We start from the raw sequence: 21,750 nt of genomic DNA, 5'->3' as shown, positions 1-21,750 counted from the left end.
CAGAGATGATATCTGACAGCTTAATTAGAAGATAAAGATGGGAGAATTATTTTAGCCAGCCTTTTTCTTTTGCTGCTTCCAATTGTGGCAGCAGGTACTTCCAGAGTTCAGGATAACTTTCAGAAATAAAATGCAGCAGGTTGTAAACTTGTTCAAAGCGAATGTCATTCTCAACCCAACTCTGACCGTGGTTATACAGATTCATAAACATAGGCATTATCCTGTCGAGAGTTTTGGCAAACAGCGCCTCAGGCGTGATAGCGTCTTCGTATTCGTGCCAAAGTTCCAGAAAATACTCTTTTTGGGCATCAGGAAGCATACCAAAAATACGATTGGCTGCTTTTATTTCTTGTTCTTGGATAGCTTCACGGGCGGCCAGATCGAAAACAATGACATCTCCAGCATCGATTTCAACAATGTCATGAATTAGAGCCATCTGCACGACACGGCTGATATTCACATCTCCGGCATAAGGCGCAAAGCCGATAACTGCAAGAGCAAAATGCCAGCTATGCTCAGCAGAATTTTCATGGCGCTCATTGTTCAGTAATTTCGTTTTGCGATGGACAGATTTTAATTTGTCCAGTTCCATGATAAACGCAATAACATCGGTAAAAGGACCGAAATCAACAGGAGGTACAGTTAATGACATACAAAAACCTCAATAATTATTGTTCTTCATTTAATGAATAAGGCAGTGCTTGGATCGTCAGAGTATTACCTTTATCTTCACGGATTCTAAATACACTGCCTGCTTCCATATCATTGTTCATGACAACTTGTATCCAGACTGAACCATCAGCCAGTTTAACCGCCGCTAGCACAGAACCTGTCCGACGCCATTTATCGCCCAATTGCCATTCTAAATCATCACCTGCGGTGGGTAGCGAAGAAGCACTACCCGCCAGCCAGTACATGGCTCGTTTATTTGCTCCGCGATATTTGGCTCGGGCGACCATTTCCTGACCGGTATAACAGCCTTTCTTAAAGCTGATACTGTTTTCGATTGCCTGAAGGTTTGTTGCTTGCGGAATAAATTGTGTGCTATTGACAGCATCAATCACAGGAAACCCTGCTTCAATCTCCAGCGCAAGCCATTGCTGACTGTCATTTAATTGTGACTGAAACTTCTCGACTAATATTTCGGCTAATTGGGTCGCAGTTGTTTTGTTTGTGATGATAAGGAAACGTTCGGCAGGAAGTGCCAGGTGGAGAAGCGTTGTGGTTTCGTGTTGAATAACAGGGGATTCAGCATCGGGCAGGATTGGAAAGAGCGCAGAAAGCGCTTCCCGGCTACTTGTTCCGGCTACGCCGAGCAAGATACTTTCTTCATCTTTGGTAAAGGTTACTTTGGAAAACACGGCATACTTTTTCAATTCAGTTAATTGCGTTTCCAATAATGAACGGCGCTCAATATAGGCAAAACCTTCACCACGTTGGAACAGCCGAAAATTACTCCACATCTTTCCTTTCGCATCACAATGTGCAGCCAACACGTGTTGGCTCTCATTCAGGGAGTTAATATCTGCTGTAATTTGGCTTTGCAGATATTTTTGTGTGTCAGCACCAATGGCAGTCACTATTCCCCAATCATCAAGGGAAATTAAAGTCAGGGGAAGTATTGCAGAAGGGGATGGTGATTGTGCAGAAAACGGAATTTGGTAAGCCATAGCAACTCCTGCCAGTAAACTATCTGAGAAATAAATCTAATGGTAAAAGAGAAGTAGACTTATGCAAAGAGGTTATTCCCGTTATTTATACTCTCTATCTATCAAATTGTAGTCTTGTTGGCTGTATGGCAACTCGGCATTTATTGGATATCTTGTTGAGTTGTTGCGATATGCTTCGCATCTTGTCGATATATCCAGTAATTCAAGTGTAGCAATTAATGAAAAACAAGACAGAATCGTTGATAATCCTGCCTGATGAAAATGATAAAGAGACTTTTTAAACATGGATATTGGTAATAAAGCACGTATTCACTGGGCATGTCGTCGCGGGATGCGTGAACTGGATATTTCTATCATGCCATTTTTTGAATATGAATATGACTCATTGAGTGATGATGAAAAGCGCATTTTTGTTCGTTTGCTGGAATGCCCTGATCCTGATCTTTTCAATTGGCTGATGAATCATGGCCGTCCGGAAGATGATGCGCTTTTCCGTATGGTGCAATTGATTCAGAGCAGAAACCAAGCTCGTGGCCCTGTGGCACAGTGAACTGAGAGTATCTCTCCGAACCCGCCTGTTTTCCTCTGGCGTGCATGGAGTAATTGCCTTGGCTGCTCTATTAACGCCCTGGTTTGCCAATAGTTTTTATGTATGGCTTCTGCCACTGATTATTATCTCCACAGTAGCAAGTTGGATAAGGAGCCAGAGAAATATCATGCAGTGCCAGGGAAAACTTATACTGTTTCGTGGCAATAAGGTGCACTGGCAAAAAGAAAGATGGAAAATTATTCAGCCACCGTGGCTTAGCCGTTATGGAATAATGCTCACACTGCGTCCCTTTAAACAAGCGGAAAGTTTTTTCCTCCCGCCTGATATTCGATTATGGGTGGCATCGGATAGTATGTCGGTTGAAGATTGGCGTAGTTTTAGCCAGATTATGCGTAATACAGAATTGTGGAAAGAAAAGGCAGAAAGATCATGAGAATCTGACTGTATTATTCCTGTGTGTGGGGAATTGCTGGACTGGCGAATGACAATAAGCTGTTTTATTAGCGAATTAGGTGACCGTCTGGGCGGTCACCTTTGAGGAGGTGCAATAGAATTACAACCTTCCATATTTATCTTACGTCTTATTGCTATTATAAATCAGGTTATATATTTTGGTAATGAGTTCCAACACTTTGGATCTCCATTATTTGGTCAGTATTATTCATGGAGAATGTCACCCTGTGTTCTTGGCTTAGTCTTATACTATATAAATCTCTACCTTGCAGTTTTTCGAAGTTACTGCCGCTTTTTGTACCAATACTTGTTGCTGCTGTACGTGGATCATGACCCTTTTGCACCTCTTTTATAAATGAACTATATTTTTGTTTTGCAGCATCATCCATTTTATCAAATGCATTTCTGGATTTGTTATCTCTAAGTTTTTGCAAACTAACTCTCCAATTAGATGGAGCTGCTGTAGACGTTGTTGCTGTAGAAGACGTTGTTGGCAATTTAGGTGCTTTTGTTGGACCGGCCAAGTAGCCTGTTCTGCCATCAGGTAACTTCTGCGGTGGTCGGAAGAAAGGTTTAGAAAGTTTTTCTCTCCCCAAAAAATTCTCTAATGATTTAGTGTTTAGACTATTATAAATTTTTTTTGAAAAAAAACTTTTTCCCAGTGATCTTATAGGAGATAAGATAAGGAAAACATCAATTAATTTTAAAAATCTTTCGGTATTTGATTGTTGATTGGCCTCCATTGGAAGTTCTTGTAAAGCAAAAAAATATAGTGCTAACCATTTATCTTCATCTGAATAATCTTTCAATGGTTTATTCTCAAGATCAGGAATATCCCAGGTATTTTCAGGTTTTTTACCTTCAATATCCCGTTCGTACTGGATAAAATCATTTGCCATAGTTTTAGAAAGTTGATCACCATTCTCACCCAATAGTGCAAATGAAAGATTAGACATGTATTCTTGATAAATTCTACCTGTGGTATCCTTATTCTTATAATAGTCCTCTGGAAGTTGAGAGACATTATGAATACCACTTACCGCTAAAGCATATGCTATTATTACTTTCTTAGCTCGATATTCAATTCCATACAATGCTGTATGACCTTTATCTGTTTGCCTAAAGTTTAGTACACGTATTATATCTCCCGCTATTTGCTTTTCAACGGGTGGGTATCCACCTCTATCATCAGGCGTTAATTGTATTACACTCGAAGTTGTTACGGGTTTCATAACCACTGTATTTTCAACCATTGTATTTTCCCATTATGTTGATGTTTATTGAAATGACTACTAATATAAATTGCAGCGTTGATTTCCGCTGTTACGTTTTCTTAACTGCTTTAATTAAATTATCAAGTTTATTTTCTCTCCATAATATCCTTATAAACATACCGGAAAATTGAGGTGCTAATACCTTAATCCAAGATAAGTAACTATATAAGCATTTTCTATGATTATGTCTAAATATAAAAAAATTGTTTATGTGACTGTTAAATATATAGATAACATAGCACTTTTATGATGTCAAGCACTGCTAAGTGACTTAATTTTGACTATATTATAGACATGAGTGATTCGGTTTTAATTAAATTACTGTAGCCTGAGCTAGTTTACTAGGACTCTTTTAGAGACAACTGTAGTGAATGAAACCGCATTAGCGCTATATATTTTGTTTTGGTGATCCCTCTAATGATAATGAAAAAGAAAGCAAAACAGATAAAATTATGCGATGTGGTTTTGATATTAAATTTTCCCCATCATTATTGTATGGGATTTATAACAAATATGTTGGTATACATATTGTTAATTTTTTTAAAATTATTGTTGGTTTTAATTGTTAAATAATTTAAGCATTAGCACATATTCCTCAATTTTTTATGGTAGTGAATTAATTTCGCAAATAGGATTTACATTTTCTTATATATTTATTAGTTGTAAATTAATGCCAGTATATTTGTGAACAATATGTTTATAATAATAACTTGGTAATGGTAGTCTTATAATTAAGACTGTATCTTGCATACGTACAGTTACTACGATGATTTCAACCTCTAAAGAAGGGACTTATATGAAGGTTTCCACATTGTCTGAAAGCTTACTCTTCTGACAAAAAAGAATTTAGGCTGGATACGGTTGATGAAGACCTGAATCAGGGCACATTGAAAGCGGGCAAGTCCGTCATAGGTATTGCTGTGTTTGCTGCTGAAAATGACGTAGTTTATAAAGCCACTCTTATTAAAATTTCTGTCGATTGCAAGTAACCAGATAAAGCAGCATTATGGCTACTTTATCTGGATTACTTTCAGGCTCGCATTGAACGCTTAAGAAAGCTTAAGTGATGTTAAAATAGTGCTTCCATTTCTGCCAATATCTGCATACACCATTGATTCAAACGCTCATCAGTCTCTTCAAACTGGTTCACATCATCCAGGGCAAGGCCGACAAACTGTTTGCCATCTTCGGTTAGTGGCTTTGGACTGGTGAATTCATAACCTTCAATCGGCCAGAAGCCGATAAACTGCACGCCTGTAGGAAGTAAAAGGTGATACAGCATTCCTAGGGCATCCAGAAACCATTCGCTGTAATCAATTTGATCGCCCATGCCATACATGGCAACAATTTTCCCTGTCAAATTCAGTGATGGAAGTTGATCCCAAATGGTCAGCCAATCTTCCTGCAACTCTCCAAAATCCCAGGTGGGAATACCGAGAATCAGGACAGAATATTCTTCCATCAATTGAGGATCACAATCTTTGACATTATGTAAGTCGATCAGATCTTCACCGAGTATATCGCGTATTTTTTCTGCTACCATCTCTGTATAGCATGTACTGGAGCCGTAAAAGAGACCAATTTTCATCATTATTTATCGGGAGTGTCGAATATCAGTGGCTGTACTGTAACAGAATAATCGCTTTTTCAGGCATAATAGCCGATCGGAAGGCGCAGACAGAAAGGAGGGGTTGTGCCACAAAAATACCATATATCAGAAAATTCCCTATCAGAAAACCACACATTGGAAAATCATTCATTGGAACAGCATCCATTAACAAATCCCCTGATAGAACAATTTCTGGATACCATTTGGCTGGAAAAAGATCTGGCTGAAAATACCTTAGCTTCTTATCGGCTCGATTTACAAGCCTTGAATAACTGGTTGGTGAATTATGGTCATGATGTATTTTCTGTTCAGTCTATAGAACTACAAGCATTTTTGGCTGACCGGGTAGATGGCGGCTATAAAGCAAGTAGTTCAGCACGATTGTTGAGTGCAATGCGGCGGTTGTTCCAGTATCTTTATCGGGAAAAAATACGGGAAGATGATCCAACTGCGTTATTATCTGCGCCTAAATTGCCTAAACGACTCCCTAAGGACTTAAGTGAAAAGCAAGTTGAGGATTTACTCAACACCCCTTTGACTGACCAACCGATTGAACTGCGGGATAAAGCAATGTTTGAAGTGCTTTATGCTTGTGGATTGCGAGTCTCAGAGCTGGTTGGTCTGACATTATCAGATGTGAACTTGCGCCAGGGTGTTGTCAGGGTAATAGGTAAGGGAAATAAGGAAAGATTAGTACCTTTAGGAGAAGAGGCCGTTTACTGGCTGGAAAAATATCTGGAATATGGGCGCTCGTGGTTATTGAATGGCTCTGTATCCGATGTTTTTTTTCCCAGTAAGCGGGGAACTCAGATGACACGCCAGACTTTCTGGCATCGGATAAAACACTATGCCATATTGGCAGGAATTGATGCTGAACGTTTATCACCTCATGTTCTGCGCCATGCTTTTGCGACACATTTACTTAATCATGGTGCTGACTTACGTGTTGTGCAAATGTTATTGGGTCATAGCGACCTTTCCACTACTCAGATTTATACTCATGTAGCGACTGAACGTCTTAAGATGCTGCACCAACAACATCATCCTCGCGGGTAACTGCGAAGAAAGATGGAAATAAAGGAACAACTAATGAATAAAATTGCATTTTGCCTTTCCTTACTATTGACTGCTTTTGCCACTAATGCTTTTGCTGATGAAAGCGCCATCAACAAATCACTGTCCAAAATGGGGCTAAAAGCAGAAAGTATCACACCATCACAACTTTCTGACATCAGTACAATTTTAACTGAGCAGGGCATTATTTATATGTCTAATGATGGTAAATATCTGCTGCAAGGACCACTTTATGATATTAGTGGGAATACACCGAAAAATGTCAGTAATCAGATTCTGGTTAAAAAGCTGGATGCCCTGAAAAATCAAATGATCATTTACAAGGCACCGAAAGAAAAACATGTTGTGACTGTGTTTACTGATATTACCTGTGGTTATTGCCGAAAGTTGCATGAAAATATGCAGGAATATAACGACATGGGGATCACTGTCCGTTATCTGGCGTATCCTCGTCATGGCTTACAACACCAATCAGCCAAAGATATGCAATCCATTTGGTGCAGTGCGACACCAAACAAGTCACTGAATGCTGTTTTCAAAGGTGAAAAGGTTTCTCCTGTCAAAGAGTGCAAAATTGATATAGCGAAACAGTATCAGTTAGGCTTGCAATTTGGTGTTCAGGGCACACCTGCGATTGTTCTCAATGATGGCAGTGTAATCAGTGGTTATCTGCCGTCAAAAGATTTGTTGGCAATACTGGAAAAATAGGGTGAATAACCGATAATTCCTTTCATTTCAGTGCATAAAAGTAAGCAGAATAAAAACCAGTGAATAGAGAAACACAACTCCGTCGCCGATTGGTGGCGGATTCCGACCATCTTCCCAGCACTATTCATCCATTATTGCGTCGCTTATACGCCACGCGTGGTATATGTCAGGCTGATGAGTTAGAACGAAGTGCAAAGGGGTTACTCAATTACCAGTCCCTTAATGGCATTGAACAAGCTGTTTCATTGCTTATAACCGCATTGCATGAACATTGGCGCATTGTCATTGTCGGTGACTTTGATGCAGATGGTGCGACCAGTACCGCGTTATGCATTCGTGCTTTGCGGACAATGGGATATCGTAATCTTGATTATCTCGTTCCGAATCGTTTTGATGACGGTTATGGGTTAAGCGTTCAGGTTGTCGATGAAGTCATCAAAAAAGGTACTGATCTGATTATCACGGTGGATAATGGGATCTCCTCCCATGATGGTGTGGTTGCGGCACATCAACACGACATCAAAGTCATTGTCACTGACCACCATTTACCAGGTGAAACATTGCCAGCAGCAGACGCTATCATCAATCCCAATTTAGTTGATTGCTCCTTTCCTTCCAAGGCGTTGGCGGGTGTTGGCGTTGCATTTTATCTGATGTCCGCGCTCAGGGCGGAATTGCGTAAGTTGGCTTGGTTTGAACAACAAGGCCTTCCATTGCCCAATCTGGCGGAATTACTGGATTTAGTCGCATTGGGTACCGTAGCTGATGTGGTTCCCCTCGATACCAATAATCGCATCTTTGTATATCAAGGATTAAACCGTATTCGGGCAGGACGTTGCTGTGCGGGAATACGGGCACTGCTCGAGGTTTCCAAACGGGAACCGACTAAATTGGTTGCCAGTGACTTAGGGTTTGCATTGGGACCACGGTTAAACGCTGCGGGACGTCTGGATGATATGTCTGTCGGCGTGGCATTATTGTTGACAGACGATATGCTGCAAGCCCGTCAGATTGCTTGTGAGCTGGATGGTTTGAACCAAACTCGCCGAGAAATTGAACAGGGCATGCAGCAAGAAGCCTTGCAAATTTGCGATAAAATCGAGCGAACCCATACCCAATTACCTTATGGCCTGGCGATTTACCATCCAGAATGGCATCAGGGCGTAGTGGGGATTTTAGCCTCGCGCATTAAAGAACGCTTCCACCGCCCAGTCATTGCCTTCGCTCCTGCTGGAGACGGGACATTAAAAGGCTCTGGTCGTTCCGTGAATGGCTTGCATATTCGAGATGCGCTTGAGCATCTTGATACTCTGCATCCAGGATTGATACTGAAATTTGGTGGTCATGCTATGGCAGCAGGGTTATCGATTGAAGAAGATAAATTTGACCTATTTCAGCGTTATTTTTCCGAGCTGGTGGCGGATTGGCTTGATATTGCCCAACTTGAAGGTGTGGTCTGGAGCGATGGCGAATTGGCATTAGGGGAACTATCGCTAGAAATGGCTGAAATCCTGCGTGATGGCGGTCCTTGGGGGCAGGCATTTGCAGAACCGATTTTTGACGGCAAATTTAAACTTCTGCAACAACGCATCGTTGGAGAAAAACATCTCAAAGTGATGCTTGAGCCATTAAATGGTGGGCCAATGTTAGACGGTATCGCATTTAATATTGATGCTAATATCTGGCCGGATAATAGCATCAAAACAGTAGAATTGGCCTATAAATTGGATATTAACGAATTTCGCGGTAATCGTGATGTCCAGCTTTTGATCCAGCACATTTGGCCTTTGGCCGTTTGATTGTGTAGCAAATCTGAGAAATGCTATAAACCCTTTGGCAGATCCGTTAGAATACGCGGTTCGAAAAGATCTATGCGGCCATCATTTACTCATAATACACAACGTATAAGACACGAAATATGTTTGAAATTAATCCGGTAAAAAATCACATTCAGGACCTGTCTGAGCGGACAGCAGTTCTGAGGGGGTATCTTTGACTATGATGCCAAGAAAGAACGCTTAGAAGAAGTTAATGCTGAACTGGAGCAGCCTGATGTCTGGAATGAGCCGGAACGGGCACAGGCGTTGGGCAAAGAGCGTTCATCACTGGAAGGTATCGTAGAAACGATTGACCAGCTTGTTCAGGGATTGGAAGACGTGAATGGTCTGCTGGAACTGGCAGTTGAAATGGATGACGAAGAAACTTTCAATGAAGCAGTTGATGAACTGGCGCAGCTAGAAGAAAAACTTGGTCAACTGGAATTCCGTCGTATGTTTTCTGGTGAATATGATAGCGCACATTGTTATCTTGATCTTCAGGCAGGCTCTGGCGGTACAGAAGCACAGGACTGGGCCAGCATGTTAATGCGTATGTATCTGCGCTGGGCGGAATCCAAGGGCTTCAAGACTGAAATCATCGAAGAATCTGATGGTGACGTTGCTGGACTGAAATCGGCAACCATCAAGATCATAGGTGAATATGCGTACGGTTGGTTGCGTACCGAAACGGGTGTTCATCGCTTAGTACGTAAAAGCCCGTTTGACTCAGGTGGTCGCCGTCATACATCGTTCAGTTCAGCTTTTATCTACCCTGAAGTGGATGATGATATTGATATCGAAATCAACCCCGCTGATTTACGTATTGATGTATACCGCGCCTCTGGTGCTGGTGGTCAGCACGTCAACAAAACCGAATCTGCGGTACGTATCACCCATGTACCGACTGGTATCGTAACCCAATGTCAGAACGACCGTTCTCAGCATAAAAACAAAGACCAGGCAATGAAACAGTTGAAAGCAAAACTGTATGAACTGGAAATACAGAAGAAAAATGCTGATAAACAAGCAATGGAAGAGAATAAATCGGATATCGGTTGGGGTAGCCAAATCCGCTCTTACGTTCTGGACGATTCCCGCATTAAAGACCTGCGTACTGGTGTTGAAACCCGCAATACGCAATCTGTGCTGGATGGTGATTTGGACAAATTCATTGAAGCAAGCTTAAAAGCTGGTCTATGAGGAACTAAAATGTCACAACAACAGCAGGGAACTGAACAGGCTCCCGACTTAAATAACGAACTGAAAACTCGCCGTGAAAAACTGGCTATACTGCGTAGCGACGGCGTTGCTTTCCCAAATGATTTTCGTCGTGAAAATATTTCCGAAGATCTGCATGCAAAATACGATGGCAAGACTAAGGAAGAGTTGGAAGAGCTGGGCATTGAAGTGACCGTTGCGGGTCGTATGATGACTCGTCGTATCATGGGCAAGGCATCTTTTGCAACTTTGCAAGACGTGGGTGGCCGAATCCAGATCTACGTTTCCCGTGATGACCTGCCAGAAGGCATTTACAACACTCAGTTCAAGAAATGGGATTTGGGTGATATTTTAGGTGCACGTGGAAAACTGTTCAAAACTCAAACGGGTGAACTTTCGATTCACTGTACTGAACTGTGTTTGCTGACTAAAGCACTGCGTCCACTGCCGGATAAATTCCACGGTCTGGCGGATCAAGAAACCCGCTATCGCCAGCGTTATCTGGATTTGATCTCGAATGATGAATCACGCAAGACATTCCAGATCCGTTCCCGTGTGATGTCTGCATTGCGTAACTTCATGGCCAAAAAAGATTTCATGGAAGTTGAAACCCCAATGATGCAGGCGATCCCTGGTGGTGCAAGTGCACGTCCATTTATCACGCATCACAATGCGCTGGACATCGACATGTACCTGCGTATTGCGCCGGAACTGTATCTGAAACGTCTGGTTGTTGGTGGTTTCGAGCGCGTTTTCGAAATCAACCGTAACTTCCGTAACGAAGGTGTTTCACCACGCCATAACCCAGAGTTCACCATGATGGAACTCTATATGGCTTACGCCGATTACCAAGATCTGATTATACTGACCGAAGATTTGTTCCGCACTTTAACTCAGGAAGTTCTGGGAACAACATTGGTGCAATACGGTGAACAAGAGTTCGATTTTGGTAAACCTTTCACCAAAATGACCATGAAAGAAGCAATCTGCAAATATCGACCAGAAACCAATATGGTGGATCTGGATGATATGGATAAAGCAGTTGTTATCGCTGAATCTCTGGGTATTGAAGTTGAAAAAAGTTGGGGCTTGGGCCGTGTTCAGTGTGAGATCTTTGAAGAAACCGCAGAGAGCCATCTGATTCAGCCGACATTCATAACAGAATATCCGGCAGAAGTTTCTCCTCTGGCACGCCGTAACGACGACAACCCATTCATTACTGATCGTTTTGAGTTCTTCATTGGGGGCCGTGAAATTGGTAACGGTTTCTCGGAGCTGAACGACGCAGAAGATCAGGCTGAACGTTTTGCGGAGCAAGTTCGTCAAAAAGACGAAGGCGACGACGAAGCAATGTTCTACGACGAAGATTACATTACTGCATTGGAACACGGCTTGCCACCAACAGCAGGCTTAGGTATTGGTATCGACCGTATGGTAATGCTGTTCACTAACAGCCACACTATCCGTGACGTTATCCTGTTCCCGGCAATGCGTCCGAATAAATAATCATTTTCTGATTAAAATTAGCAAACGCCCTGTCTGGTTAAGCTGACAGGGCGTTTTTACATTCATAAGGTAAGTTTAAACAACAAGCTGAAATACAAACAAATGATAACGATATCTCACTCCACGGACGATGTGACACACTAATTTTGTGTCATCATTACAGAGGTGATATTCTTACCTCAATAAAAAATAGTCATTCGAAATCAAATAACTATCTTGACTCAGAATGACTATTAATGAAGGTCAATGACCAATCAGGGCTATATCTTCTAAATAAGTGTAACCATAAAGGCCACTTTCAAACTCTTGCAGGAATTGCGCTTGCAAACCTTCATCCAAGTCGGTTGATTTCACCTGATCACGGAAGCGGGTCAGCAATACTTGCGGCTCCAGTTTGACATATTGGAGCATATTGGCAACAGAATCACCCTCTTCGCTCTGCTGATAAGTTACTTCACCATTTTCTGAAACGTAAACATCAATGGCTGCTGTATCACCAAACAGATTGTGCATATTACCCAGAATTTCCTGATATGCGCCTACCATAAAGAAGCCAATCAATGGCGGGTTATCCGGATCATAAGCCGGCATTGGCATTGTTGTTGCTACACCATCGCCATCGACATAATGATCAATAGTACCATCTGAATCACAGGTGATATCCAACAGAACAGCGCGGCGATCCTGCGGCTTATCCAGCCCTTCAATTGGCAGGACGGGGAATAGCTGATCAATCCCCCACGCATCGGGCATAGACTGGAACAACGAAAAATTAACGTAGAGTTTATCCGCCATACGTTCCTGCAATTCATCAATGATAGGACGATGGGCACGGTTGCTTGGGTCAAGATCCTGCTGAATGTGGCGACAGATATTTAAGTACAGTTCTTCTGCCCATGCCCGTTCTGACAGATTTAGTATGCCATGGGAATATTGGGTATGAACATCATGCAGATCAAACTGGCTGTCATGGAGCCATTCACGCAGTGAACGGCAGCTACCGTCAGACTGCATTTCCAGCCATGTATTCCATAAACTGGTCAATGGACGTGCAGCATCTTTTGTCGGTGGTGTTGTTTCGGTGAACTCGTTACGTTCCACCCCAATGACATTGGAAACCAGAACCGTATGGTGAGCTGTCAATGCACGACCAGATTCAGTAATAACCGTTGGATGGGGAAGTCCGTGCTCTTCACAAGCATCGCCAATACCCCATATAACGTTATTTGCGTACTCATTCAAACCATAGTTAACAGAGCATTCTGACTGGGAACGTGTACCTTCATAATCAACACCCAATCCACCACCAACGTCAAAACACTGAATATTGACACCCAATTTAGACAGCTCGACATAAAAATGGGCAGACTCACGTACCCCTGTTGCTATATCTCGGATATTTGCCAACTGGGAACCTAAATGGAAATGTAGCAATTGCAGGCTGTCCAACCGACCCGCAGAGCGCAGAGTTTCAATCAATTGCAATACTTGTGACGCAGCCAGACCAAATTTGGATTTTTCACCACCGCTGGCCTGCCATTTGCCTGAACCCTGACATGCCAGACGCGCCCGTACCCCTAAACGTGGGATCACGTTGAGTCGTTTGGCTTCTTCCAACACTAGCTCAATTTCAGACATTTTCTCGATAACCAGATACACTTTATATCCCAGTTTTTCACCGATCAGGGCCAGACGAATATATTCACGATCTTTGTAGCCATTACAGACAATTACAGTACCTGTCATGCCAGCATGAGCCAGCACCGCCATAAGTTCTGCCTTGGAGCCTGCTTCCAACCCAACGGGTTCATCAGCATTTGCCAGTGTTTCAATAACACGACGTTGCTGATTGACCTTAATTGGATAAACCAGAAAATAATCCCCTTTATAGCCATAAGATTCACGGGCATGCTTAAACGCCGCATTGATAGAACGCAGGCGGTGCTGCAAGATCTGGGGAAAACAAAACAGTGCAGGTAAACGCAATTGTTCTTTTTCTTCCTGAACTTTCTTCACCAGATAGGCGAGTTCAACTTGGGTTTCCGGTAAATCAGGATTTGGACAAACACTGACATTACCCAGATCATTGACATAGTAATAGTTGCCGCCCCAGTATGCGATGTTGTAAGTCTGTCGCATTTTGCGTGCGATATTATCTTTCATGGTAGTCTCCTTTATGGAGTCGAAGTTTGCCTTCACCTGTAGTCAATAACCCAAGGCACTATTTTATCGTACGTATCTTGCGCATTAAAAAATGTCAGTGAACAGCATTCTCTTAAATTATAAAAACGTTGATAGTGTAAGGATAGTTATACGCATCACCTTCAAATTGCAGCTTTGTTGGCTGCATTCACTCCCATTTTCAGAAAAGAAAATTAAGATGTCACATAATGAAAGACATTTAAAACTAAAAAGACTGGTAACCTTAGTAAGAGTGCCTTAAAATAGCCATCTAGATGGTAAAACATCCGCCCTTAAACCAAAATTATATTTAAGGTATAAAATATAATGACTACACATCTTTTCACTTCTGAGTCTGTTTCAGAAGGACATCCAGATAAAATTGCCGATCAAATTTCCGATGCCGTCCTTGATGCGATTTTAGAACAAGATCCCAAGGCTCGTGTTGCCTGTGAAACTTATGTTAAAACTGGCATGGTCATGGTTGGTGGCGAAATCACTACTAGTGCATGGGTCGATATTGAAGAAATTACTCGTCGTACAGTCCGTGAAATAGGCTACACCAGTTCTGATATGGGCTTTGATGCCAGCTCGTGTGCGGTTATAAGCGCGATTGGTAAACAATCACCTGATATCAACCAAGGTGTTGACCGGGCCGATCCTCTGGAGCAAGGCGCAGGTGATCAGGGCTTGATGTTTGGTTATGCCACTAACGAAACTGATGTTTTAATGCCAGCACCCATCACATATGCACACCGTTTAGTTGAACGTCAGGCTGAAGTCCGTAAAAACGGCACCTTGCCGTGGTTGCGTCCTGATGCGAAAAGTCAGGTAACATTCCAGTACGATAACGGCAAAATTGTTGGTATTGATGCCGTTGTGCTTTCAACCCAGCACTCCGAAGACATCAATCAAAAAGCACTGCAAGAAGCCGTGATGGATGAAATCATCAAGCCGGTACTGCCGACTGAATGGCTCACTCCGATGACCAAATACTTCATTAACCCAACAGGCCGTTTCGTCATTGGTGGCCCGATGGGTGACTGTGGTCTGACTGGGCGTAAAATCATCGTAGATACCTACGGTGGAATGGCTCGTCATGGTGGTGGAGCATTCTCAGGTAAAGATCCTTCTAAAGTTGACCGTTCTGCTGCCTATGCTGCTCGTTACGTTGCCAAAAACATCGTTGCAGCGGGTCTGGCTGATCGCTGTGAAATCCAAGTTTCTTACGCCATCGGAGTTGCAGAGCCAACCTCTATCATGGTGGAAACATTCGGCACTGAGAAAGTTCCAACGTCAACTCTGATTCAATTAGTGCGTGAGTTCTTTGATCTACGACCTTACGGCCTGATCAAGATGCTGGATATGCTGCATCCGATCTATCGCGATACTGCGGCATACGGTCATTTTGGTCGTGAGCAGTTCCCGTGGGAAGCAACAGATAAAGCTGAAATTTTACGTTTATCAGCAGGTTTGAAATAATCCTTTGCTAATCAATGAAGCCCGCGTTCTTGAAGTGACCCCTATATATTGGACACTTTTTATATGGCGGTTGATATGGCCTGAACCCAATATTGTACCGGGCTCAGGCCGTTTAAATTAAGTTTGATCCGCTCATTATGAAAGTTTGAAATATAATCATCCTCTTTTAAGTTGCAAAACAGCAAGTTGAAAGATAAGAGATAAATCCTGAAAAGTAAGCTAAAAACAATATGCAGCCGTGATGAAATCTGTCAGAGTTCCCCTCTTCTTACAGCAAGCCGTTATGCGCGCCATGCGACAAAAACTGGCACAGGCAAGCAATTTTTTTCAAAAAGCTTTTCCTGAGCCTAGCGTCACCTATCGCCAACGAGGCACTATAGCGGGCTGTGCCCGATTACAAGATTGGGAAATCCGCCTGAATCCGATTTTGCTGATCGAAAACCAGCAAGCATTCATTGATGAAGTTCTTCCTCATGAACTTGCCCATTTGTTGACTTATCATCAGTTTGGTCAAGCAGCCCCACACGGGAAAGAGTGGCGTTTTATCATGGAAACAGTGCTTAAAGTATCAGCCAATCGGACACATCAGTTCTCTGTTAATTCTGTTCGCAGCCAAATATTCACTTATTGTTGTCACTGTCGGCAACATGAGCTAACAATCAGACAACACAATAAAATCCTCAGAGGAAAAAGTTGCTATATTTGTCGCCAATGTGGAGAAAAATTAAAACTCCCCAAATAATAAAATCAGTAAAATGCTCCAGCATCAGGGCATCTTATTTATATCCAATCAATTTCAAAATGCTGCTTTATTGGTTGCGCTGCAACTTGAAAGACGACGGGTATAACTTTCGAATTCATTCAGCAGCAATGCTCATTACTTTGAGTTCTTCAGCTTCCGCTATAATTTGATCTGCTGATTTCCCATGAAGTGATCGGTAGAATTTTTGTTCTAAATTTTCAATATCACTATGATGAATATTTCCGCTCTTATCATTCTTAAATAATTCATCAAAATCAATACTATTAATCATAGTAATATTCAATGAATCATCAAATTTTAGTTTTTTATCTTCTGATAAAGTATCTCGGATTTTTTCAATCGATGTCTTTACTGCTATTTCATTCGAGCCGTCAATCTTAGGCTGATTATCACATCCCGTTAATACAAAACCCACTAAACAAATTAACAACAATTTTTTCATGATCACCCCCGCCTGATACGAATAAGATAATCATAGCAGAAGATGGGTATATACACTTCGTCTTTCAAACTGCCTCTTTGTTGGCTGCGCTCGCTCACCCCGGTCACATAGTTATCTATGCTCCCGGGGATTTGCTCTCTTGCCGTTGCAATGCAACTTGAAATCCATCGTGTATATACGCTTACCTAATAAAAAATTACCTTATAGAAACAGTTTAATTTATTATTTTATTGAATTATCTCTGCATTAATAACTAGTTAAATTGATATATTTCTAATTTTTAATTTAACTTATATTCCCAATGGATTTCGATATAACAATAAGTTAAGATTTGTAAACCTCATTTATTGATAAGCCTCTTTTACATTTAGATTCATTTTTGTTAGAAAATTAAGACTTAATCCGATAATCACTTTTGAATATATGTCCTAGCATACAAGAAACAAAGTACCCGGAGAATATAATGAAAAAGTTACATGATATCGCAAAAGAACTGTTACCCGCTAAATCTTACAAGATGTTGATTAACGGTCAGTGGGTTGATAGCCTTTCGAAAAATACGATGAAAAGCTATAATCCGGCAACAGGTGAATTACTGACAGAATATGCAGCGGGTAATGTCGATGATATTGAACTTGCCGTTAAAGCTGCCCAAAAAGCCTTACCTGAATGGAGCAAAATCTCTCCCGTAGAAAGGCAATCTCTGTTACTGAAAATTGCCGATCTGCTGGAAGCTGAAGCGGAACGCTTTATTGCTCTTGAAACACTGGATGGCGGTAAAACACAAGCGCTATGTCGTAATTTTGATATTCCTTTTTCTATTGATCATTTCCGCTATTTTGCAGGAGTGATCCGGGCGCATTCTGATGCCTCCGATATTATCGATAAAGATACTCTTAGCCTGGTGATTAGAGAACCCATTGGGGTCGTCGGGCAAATTATTCCATGGAACTTTCCATTATTAATGGCAGCCTGGAAAATTGCCCCTGCTCTTGCCGCAGGTAATACTATTATTATCAATCCCGCAAGCCTGACTCCAATCACTCTGCTTGAACTGGGACGTATCCTGAATGAAGTTCTGCCTGCGGGCGTTGTCAATATCGTCACAGGACGTGGCTCAGTCGTCGGCCAAGCAATCCTAGACCATGAAGGTATTAGCAAAGTAGCCTTTACCGGATCAACAGAAGTCGGATACAACGTTGCTGCCGCAGCGGCAAAAAAACTTATTCCTGCCACTCTAGAATTAGGGGGTAAGTCTGCCAATATCGTCTTCCCTGATGCCAATATGAAAAAAGCAGTTAAATATGCTGCTAACGCGATTTTGCTCAATCAAGGGCAAGCCTGTGAATCCGGTGCACGCCTGTTCTTGCATAAAGATATTCACGATGAATTCCTGAACTCACTGAAAACAGTGTTCGAAACAGTCAAGGTGGGTGATCCCATGCTGTTAGAAACTGAAATGGGTAGCCAAGTCAGTGAAGAACAGATGAACACTATTTTAGCTTACATCGACCTTGCAAAACAGGAAGGTGCAACCGTTCTGACTGGTGGAAAGCGCATAACAGGTGAAGGATATGATGATGGCTTTTTTATCCAGCCAACGATCCTCACTAATGTGACCAATGATATGCGGGTTGCGCAGGAAGAAATTTTCGGGCCTGTGCTGTGTGTTATGCCATTCAGTGATGAAGAAGAAGTCATCGAAATGGCCAATGACTCCGAATATGGTCTGGCGGGAGCGGTATGGACACAGGATATTAACCGCGCCCTGCGTGTTGCTAAGGCAGTGAAAACGGGTCGTATGTGGATTAATACCTATCACGAGCTGCCCGCCCATACTCCATTTGGGGGTTATAAAAAATCAGGGCTTGGGCGTGAAACTCACAAAATGATATTGGATGCTTACACTGAAGTGAAAAATATCTATATCAGCACAAAAGAAGAGTAATGGGCGAACAATAAGAATAACTGAAAAAAATCGCCACCTTCACAAGTGGCGATTCAATATCACTAATTTATTAATTCAAATATAGAGAACAATTAAAACCGCTTTGATATTATTTACATTACTTATTGGTTTAATAATAATTATCACATTTATTTAATATGATAATTTAACCACTTTTTAATGTCTTCAATTACCATTGATGATTCATCTTCTTTTTCTCTGTTTTTAAAAAAATGGTCAAGATTTTCATAGGTCATAAACGTAATATTTTTATTATTAATCTGATGATACATTTTGTTGAATTCATTAACATTTACATTGATATCATTCATGTTTTGTATAATAAGCATAGGTGATTGTATTGATGATATAACTGATTGATTATCAATGGATAATGACTCTTGCCACCAACGAGTTCCGTGGTCACTAGTGATAAAGTCTTCGGGTAGTTTATTTTCTTTGACCGCAGAAAAGAATTTATTCAAATCTCTGAGATTACCATCTAATTCATTTTCGTTATTATTTTTTTCTACACTGTAAATGACATCATCACGAAAATAGCGACCACCACCGTTTATTGATATTGTTACATCGCTGACATTCGAATTTGCTGTCACTAAATTGGAAATAATAGCACCTTCACTTCCACCCAATAAAATAACTTTCTTATAATTTTTCTTTAAGAGGCTAATGACAGCAATATAGTCCGACACTCTCTTTTTTGGTGAATCATTTAACATGTAGGTTTTAGGGCAATTATTACTTTTTATTTCAACATCATCCTGACTCGATGATTTTTCATTAAGCCCATATTTTTCAACCAGTAAGAGATCACTTTCAGGGACAATCTGACCAAATTTTTTTATCATGTTTTTGTTTCGTATGGCACTCTTACAATCAGACCCTTGAATGAGAACTAATAAATTTTTAGATTTTCCGTTGTTTCTTTTAAAGAGATAATAAGTAATACCCTTATTATCGTCAGATTTTAGTGTATGGATATTGAAATCCCCTATACTTTTGACAGAAAAAGATAAAATTAACAAAGTGAAAATAGAAATACATTTAATCATGTAATAATTCTCATTTAAATGAATAATAAAACGCCTACAACATAAATGATAGTAAATTTCTAAAGATATTTTTGAAAATATTCAATGAAGTTATAACTTATGACCGATAAAAAGAAGTAAATTCTCAAGAGCATAGTTAATTTTATATTTATAAAAATGGTAGTTGGAGTGAGTGTAACGAATAAAACTGCTGCCTGAAAGATGAAGATTATATCTTTAATTGCTTTATAAATAATTTAACAGATTTATCTGCAATTTTAATCGCCACCTATAAAGATGGCGATTTTACTTATTGAGTGATTAAACCCAGAAGAACCAGGCAACCACAGCAATAATGGCAATACATGCCACGTTCAGCACCATGCCCACTTTGACCATTTCCACTTGCTTGATATAACCAGAGCCGTAAACAATCGCGTTAGGCGGTGTCGCTACAGGCAGCATAAATGCACAAGATGCACCGATACCAATAATCATGGTCAAGACCATGACTGGCATTCCCAATGCTTCTGCAACCGTGGCAAAAATAGGTACAAGCAATGCAGCACTTGCCGTATTACTGGAAAATTCTGTCAGAATGATAATAAACGCAGCAACAGCAACGATGATCATAAACCATGAGCTTGTACCGAAAGTCGTCGCTATGCTATTCGCCATCACTTCACTGGCTCCAGAGTCTTTCAAGACAGCACTCAACGTCAAACCGCCTCCGAACAGCATCAACACGCCCCATTCAGTATTATTTTGAATCTGTGACCACGTTGAGACACCGGTGATACCAATCAGGATAGCCGCGCTTATTGCAATAATTGTATCCAGCTCTTTCACACCACCAAGTGCGTCGCTGATAAATGAACTGAAAATCCAGCACACAACGGTCAGCAGGAAAATGATCATGGCAATAATACGTTTACCCTTCCATTCCAACTGTTCCAGTTCCAGATCAAATTTGTGATTCAGATTTGGGCGCAACATGATGTATATCACCCCAACCATAACAGGCATCAGAATAATGACCATTGGCACACCGTATTTCATCCACGTGATGAAATCCATGCCCAATTGTGCGGCGGCGATGGCATTGGGTGGACTACCTACCAATGTACCCAATCCACCGATACTGGCACTATATGCCACTCCTAACAGTACAAACACAAAGGTATTACGCTCAGAGCGTATATCCAGATTTACCAGAATACCGAGAACCAGTGGCAGCATCATCGCAGCAGTTGCAGTATTACTGATCCACATTGAAAGTAGTGCTGTAATACAAAATATCAGCATTACCGCTACAGACAAACGTCCACGGGCAACCATCAGCAGACGGTTAGCAATCAATCTGTCCAGACCTTGGATATGTAGCGCCGTTGCTAATGAAAAACCACCGAAAAACAAAAAGATAATCGGGTTTGCAAAAGATTTCAGTGCGTCACTGGTTCCCATCAACCCCATACCAACGGCCAGAATTGGAATACACAGTGCAGTAATCGTGACGTGAATGGCTTCAGTCAGCCATAACACACCAACAAATGCCATTAATGCCAGACCTGCGTTTGCTTTCTCTCCATAAGGCAAAAACTTAAGCAGCAATACAAACAAGATGATATCCAGCGTAAGTATAATTAAGCCTCTTTTATTTAAAGGGGTAGGCCCAACCGCTGGGGTTAAAGATTCAGAAGCGTCCATGAAGACTCCATAAAACAATGAAACATTATTCAGTAATGTAAAAAGATAATTGATGAATCATTGCCATAAATGTTAAAGAATTACATTACATGTGAAATAATAAGGAGTATCAACAAGGAATAAAATACGAGTTGTGTGATTTTGGGATCTATTACGTGGGATTTATCTAATTACTGAATTATTGGTCGAAAATTAAATTTAATCTTTGCTTTTATGTTAAATTTTTGTATCTTGATTGTATGTAAAATTCTATTTTAAATAAAAATTTTCTTTCTTTAAAAAAGCGAAAGAGTTTT

At 41.1% G+C, this 21,750-nt stretch carries 20 protein-coding genes; 11 read left to right on the top strand and 9 right to left on the bottom strand.

All coding sequences use genetic code 11. The features are described from left to right. Positions 1 to 46 precede the first annotated feature (46 nt). Both BM329_RS00695 and ygfZ read right to left on the bottom strand, forming a co-directional pair. Positions 47 to 652, bottom strand: coding sequence for an HD domain-containing protein (locus tag BM329_RS00695; RefSeq protein WP_092547410.1), 606 nt, complete (start codon positions 650 to 652; stop codon positions 47 to 49). A gap of 16 nt (positions 653 to 668) precedes the next feature. Then, entirely contained in the window at positions 669 to 1,670 is a 1,002-nt protein-coding gene (ygfZ, locus tag BM329_RS00690) for a tRNA-modifying protein YgfZ (RefSeq protein WP_092547408.1), read from the bottom strand. 283 nt (positions 1,671 to 1,953) lie between these two features. On the opposite strand from ygfZ, the gene sdhE reads away from it, so the two are divergent. Together sdhE and BM329_RS00680 are read left to right on the top strand one after the other, a co-directional pair. After that, on the top strand, positions 1,954 to 2,220 hold the full coding sequence (gene sdhE / locus BM329_RS00685; protein WP_092547406.1) for an FAD assembly factor SdhE: 267 nt from the start codon (positions 1,954 to 1,956) through the stop codon (positions 2,218 to 2,220). Beyond that, positions 2,201 to 2,653, top strand: a complete 453-nt coding sequence (locus BM329_RS00680; RefSeq protein ID WP_245758980.1) for a protein YgfX — start codon at positions 2,201 to 2,203, stop codon at positions 2,651 to 2,653. Before sdhE ends, BM329_RS00680 begins: the two co-directional genes overlap by 20 nt. A 169-nt stretch (positions 2,654 to 2,822) precedes the next feature. On the opposite strand, the gene BM329_RS00675 is transcribed toward BM329_RS00680, so the two are convergent. Then, entirely contained in the window at positions 2,823 to 3,926 is a 1,104-nt protein-coding gene (locus BM329_RS00675; protein WP_092547404.1) for a Txp40, insecticidal toxin (previously name A24tox), read from the bottom strand. An 836-nt stretch (positions 3,927 to 4,762) separates the two neighbouring features. On the opposite strand from BM329_RS00675, the gene BM329_RS00670 reads away from it, so the two are divergent. Further along, positions 4,763 to 4,936: a DUF4354 family protein gene (locus tag BM329_RS00670; protein WP_339351510.1), complete on the top strand. Its 174-nt coding sequence runs from the start codon at positions 4,763 to 4,765 to the stop codon at positions 4,934 to 4,936. 80 nt (positions 4,937 to 5,016) lie between these two features. On the opposite strand, the gene fldB is transcribed toward BM329_RS00670, so the two are convergent. Beyond that, on the bottom strand, positions 5,017 to 5,535 hold the full coding sequence (gene fldB, locus BM329_RS00665; protein WP_092547479.1) for a flavodoxin FldB: 519 nt from the start codon (positions 5,533 to 5,535) through the stop codon (positions 5,017 to 5,019). A 156-nt stretch (positions 5,536 to 5,691) separates the two neighbouring features. On the opposite strand from fldB, the gene xerD reads away from it, so the two are divergent. From xerD to lysS, 5 genes are all read left to right on the top strand, one after another. Beyond that, a complete protein-coding gene (gene xerD / locus BM329_RS00660) occupies positions 5,692 to 6,612 on the top strand; it encodes a site-specific tyrosine recombinase XerD (RefSeq protein ID WP_092547472.1) in 921 nt (306 codons plus the stop codon). Positions 6,613 to 6,645: 33 nt separating this feature from the next. Further along, a complete protein-coding gene (gene dsbC / locus BM329_RS00655; protein ID WP_092547402.1) occupies positions 6,646 to 7,338 on the top strand; it encodes a bifunctional protein-disulfide isomerase/oxidoreductase DsbC in 693 nt (230 codons plus the stop codon). 59 nt (positions 7,339 to 7,397) lie between these two features. After that, a complete protein-coding gene (gene recJ / locus BM329_RS00650) occupies positions 7,398 to 9,137 on the top strand; it encodes a single-stranded-DNA-specific exonuclease RecJ (protein WP_092547400.1) in 1,740 nt (579 codons plus the stop codon). A 119-nt stretch (positions 9,138 to 9,256) separates the two neighbouring features. Continuing rightward, positions 9,257 to 10,355 (top strand): peptide chain release factor 2 gene (gene prfB / locus BM329_RS00645; RefSeq protein ID WP_143101189.1). Its coding sequence is split into 2 segments (ribosomal slippage): positions 9,257 to 9,331 and positions 9,333 to 10,355, totalling 1,098 coding nucleotides; the frame shifts between segments, so codons are not numbered across the junction. A 9-nt stretch (positions 10,356 to 10,364) separates the two neighbouring features. After that, positions 10,365 to 11,879 (top strand): lysine--tRNA ligase, encoded by a 1,515-nt coding sequence (lysS, locus tag BM329_RS00640; RefSeq protein WP_092547398.1) that lies wholly within the window; start codon positions 10,365 to 10,367, stop codon positions 11,877 to 11,879. 243 nt (positions 11,880 to 12,122) lie between these two features. On the opposite strand, the gene speA is transcribed toward lysS, so the two are convergent. Beyond that, complete coding sequence (gene speA, locus BM329_RS00635) at positions 12,123 to 14,042, bottom strand: biosynthetic arginine decarboxylase (RefSeq protein WP_092547396.1); 1,920 nt, start codon at positions 14,040 to 14,042, stop codon at positions 12,123 to 12,125. A gap of 345 nt (positions 14,043 to 14,387) precedes the next feature. Here speA and metK point away from each other — a divergent pair, with 345 nt between their 5' ends. Continuing rightward, the gene (metK, locus tag BM329_RS00630) at positions 14,388 to 15,542 is read left to right on the top strand and encodes a methionine adenosyltransferase (protein WP_092547394.1); all 1,155 of its coding nucleotides are present in this window, start codon (positions 14,388 to 14,390) and stop codon (positions 15,540 to 15,542) included. A 59-nt stretch (positions 15,543 to 15,601) separates the two neighbouring features. Here metK and BM329_RS14285 read toward each other — a convergent pair whose 3' ends face one another. Beyond that, positions 15,602 to 15,727: an IS3 family transposase gene (locus BM329_RS14285; RefSeq protein ID WP_177216153.1), complete on the bottom strand. Its 126-nt coding sequence runs from the start codon at positions 15,725 to 15,727 to the stop codon at positions 15,602 to 15,604. Positions 15,728 to 15,783: 56 nt separating this feature from the next. Between BM329_RS14285 and BM329_RS00625 the strand changes: the two genes are divergently transcribed. Further along, positions 15,784 to 16,284: a SprT family zinc-dependent metalloprotease gene (locus BM329_RS00625; RefSeq protein WP_092547392.1), complete on the top strand. Its 501-nt coding sequence runs from the start codon at positions 15,784 to 15,786 to the stop codon at positions 16,282 to 16,284. Positions 16,285 to 16,399: 115 nt separating this feature from the next. Here BM329_RS00625 and BM329_RS00620 read toward each other — a convergent pair whose 3' ends face one another. Further along, entirely contained in the window at positions 16,400 to 16,747 is a 348-nt protein-coding gene (locus BM329_RS00620; RefSeq protein ID WP_092547390.1) for a DUF6694 family lipoprotein, read from the bottom strand. A gap of 463 nt (positions 16,748 to 17,210) precedes the next feature. Here BM329_RS00620 and BM329_RS00615 point away from each other — a divergent pair, with 463 nt between their 5' ends. Beyond that, positions 17,211 to 18,695, top strand: a complete 1,485-nt coding sequence (locus BM329_RS00615) for an aldehyde dehydrogenase family protein (RefSeq protein WP_092547388.1) — start codon at positions 17,211 to 17,213, stop codon at positions 18,693 to 18,695. A 149-nt stretch (positions 18,696 to 18,844) separates the two neighbouring features. Here the strand turns inward: BM329_RS00615 and BM329_RS00610 are convergent, their stop codons facing one another. Together BM329_RS00610 and BM329_RS00605 are read right to left on the bottom strand one after the other, a co-directional pair. Next, positions 18,845 to 19,768, bottom strand: a complete 924-nt coding sequence (locus BM329_RS00610; RefSeq protein ID WP_092547386.1) for an alpha/beta hydrolase family protein — start codon at positions 19,766 to 19,768, stop codon at positions 18,845 to 18,847. Positions 19,769 to 20,068: 300 nt separating this feature from the next. Further along, entirely contained in the window at positions 20,069 to 21,454 is a 1,386-nt protein-coding gene (locus tag BM329_RS00605) for a DASS family sodium-coupled anion symporter (RefSeq protein WP_092547384.1), read from the bottom strand. Between the last annotated feature and the right edge of the window lie 296 nt (positions 21,455 to 21,750).

It is taken from the genome of Xenorhabdus koppenhoeferi, from assembly GCF_900116635.1.
GTDB lineage: Bacteria > Pseudomonadota > Gammaproteobacteria > Enterobacterales > Enterobacteriaceae > Xenorhabdus > Xenorhabdus koppenhoeferi.
Note: the sequence above shows the minus strand (reverse complement) of the source record. Positions and strands in the feature narration are given on the sequence as shown.

Coding starts and splice junctions, on each gene's coding strand:
- BM329_RS00610 (WP_092547386.1), bottom strand. CDS start 19,768: ATGATTAAATGTATTTCTATTTTCACTTTGTTAATTTTATCTTTTTCT.
- lysS (WP_092547398.1), top strand. CDS start 10,365: ATGTCACAACAACAGCAGGGAACTGAACAGGCTCCCGACTTAAATAAC.
- metK (WP_092547394.1), top strand. CDS start 14,388: ATGACTACACATCTTTTCACTTCTGAGTCTGTTTCAGAAGGACATCCA.
- BM329_RS00675 (WP_092547404.1), bottom strand. CDS start 3,926: ATGGTTGAAAATACAGTGGTTATGAAACCCGTAACAACTTCGAGTGTA.
- fldB (WP_092547479.1), bottom strand. CDS start 5,535: ATGAAAATTGGTCTCTTTTACGGCTCCAGTACATGCTATACAGAGATG.
- BM329_RS00695 (WP_092547410.1), bottom strand. CDS start 652: ATGTCATTAACTGTACCTCCTGTTGATTTCGGTCCTTTTACCGATGTT.
- speA (WP_092547396.1), bottom strand. CDS start 14,042: ATGAAAGATAATATCGCACGCAAAATGCGACAGACTTACAACATCGCA.
- BM329_RS00620 (WP_092547390.1), bottom strand. CDS start 16,747: ATGAAAAAATTGTTGTTAATTTGTTTAGTGGGTTTTGTATTAACGGGA.
- dsbC (WP_092547402.1), top strand. CDS start 6,646: ATGAATAAAATTGCATTTTGCCTTTCCTTACTATTGACTGCTTTTGCC.
- BM329_RS00625 (WP_092547392.1), top strand. CDS start 15,784: ATGAAATCTGTCAGAGTTCCCCTCTTCTTACAGCAAGCCGTTATGCGC.
- sdhE (WP_092547406.1), top strand. CDS start 1,954: ATGGATATTGGTAATAAAGCACGTATTCACTGGGCATGTCGTCGCGGG.
- BM329_RS00605 (WP_092547384.1), bottom strand. CDS start 21,454: ATGGACGCTTCTGAATCTTTAACCCCAGCGGTTGGGCCTACCCCTTTA.
- ygfZ (WP_092547408.1), bottom strand. CDS start 1,670: ATGGCTTACCAAATTCCGTTTTCTGCACAATCACCATCCCCTTCTGCA.
- BM329_RS00615 (WP_092547388.1), top strand. CDS start 17,211: ATGAAAAAGTTACATGATATCGCAAAAGAACTGTTACCCGCTAAATCT.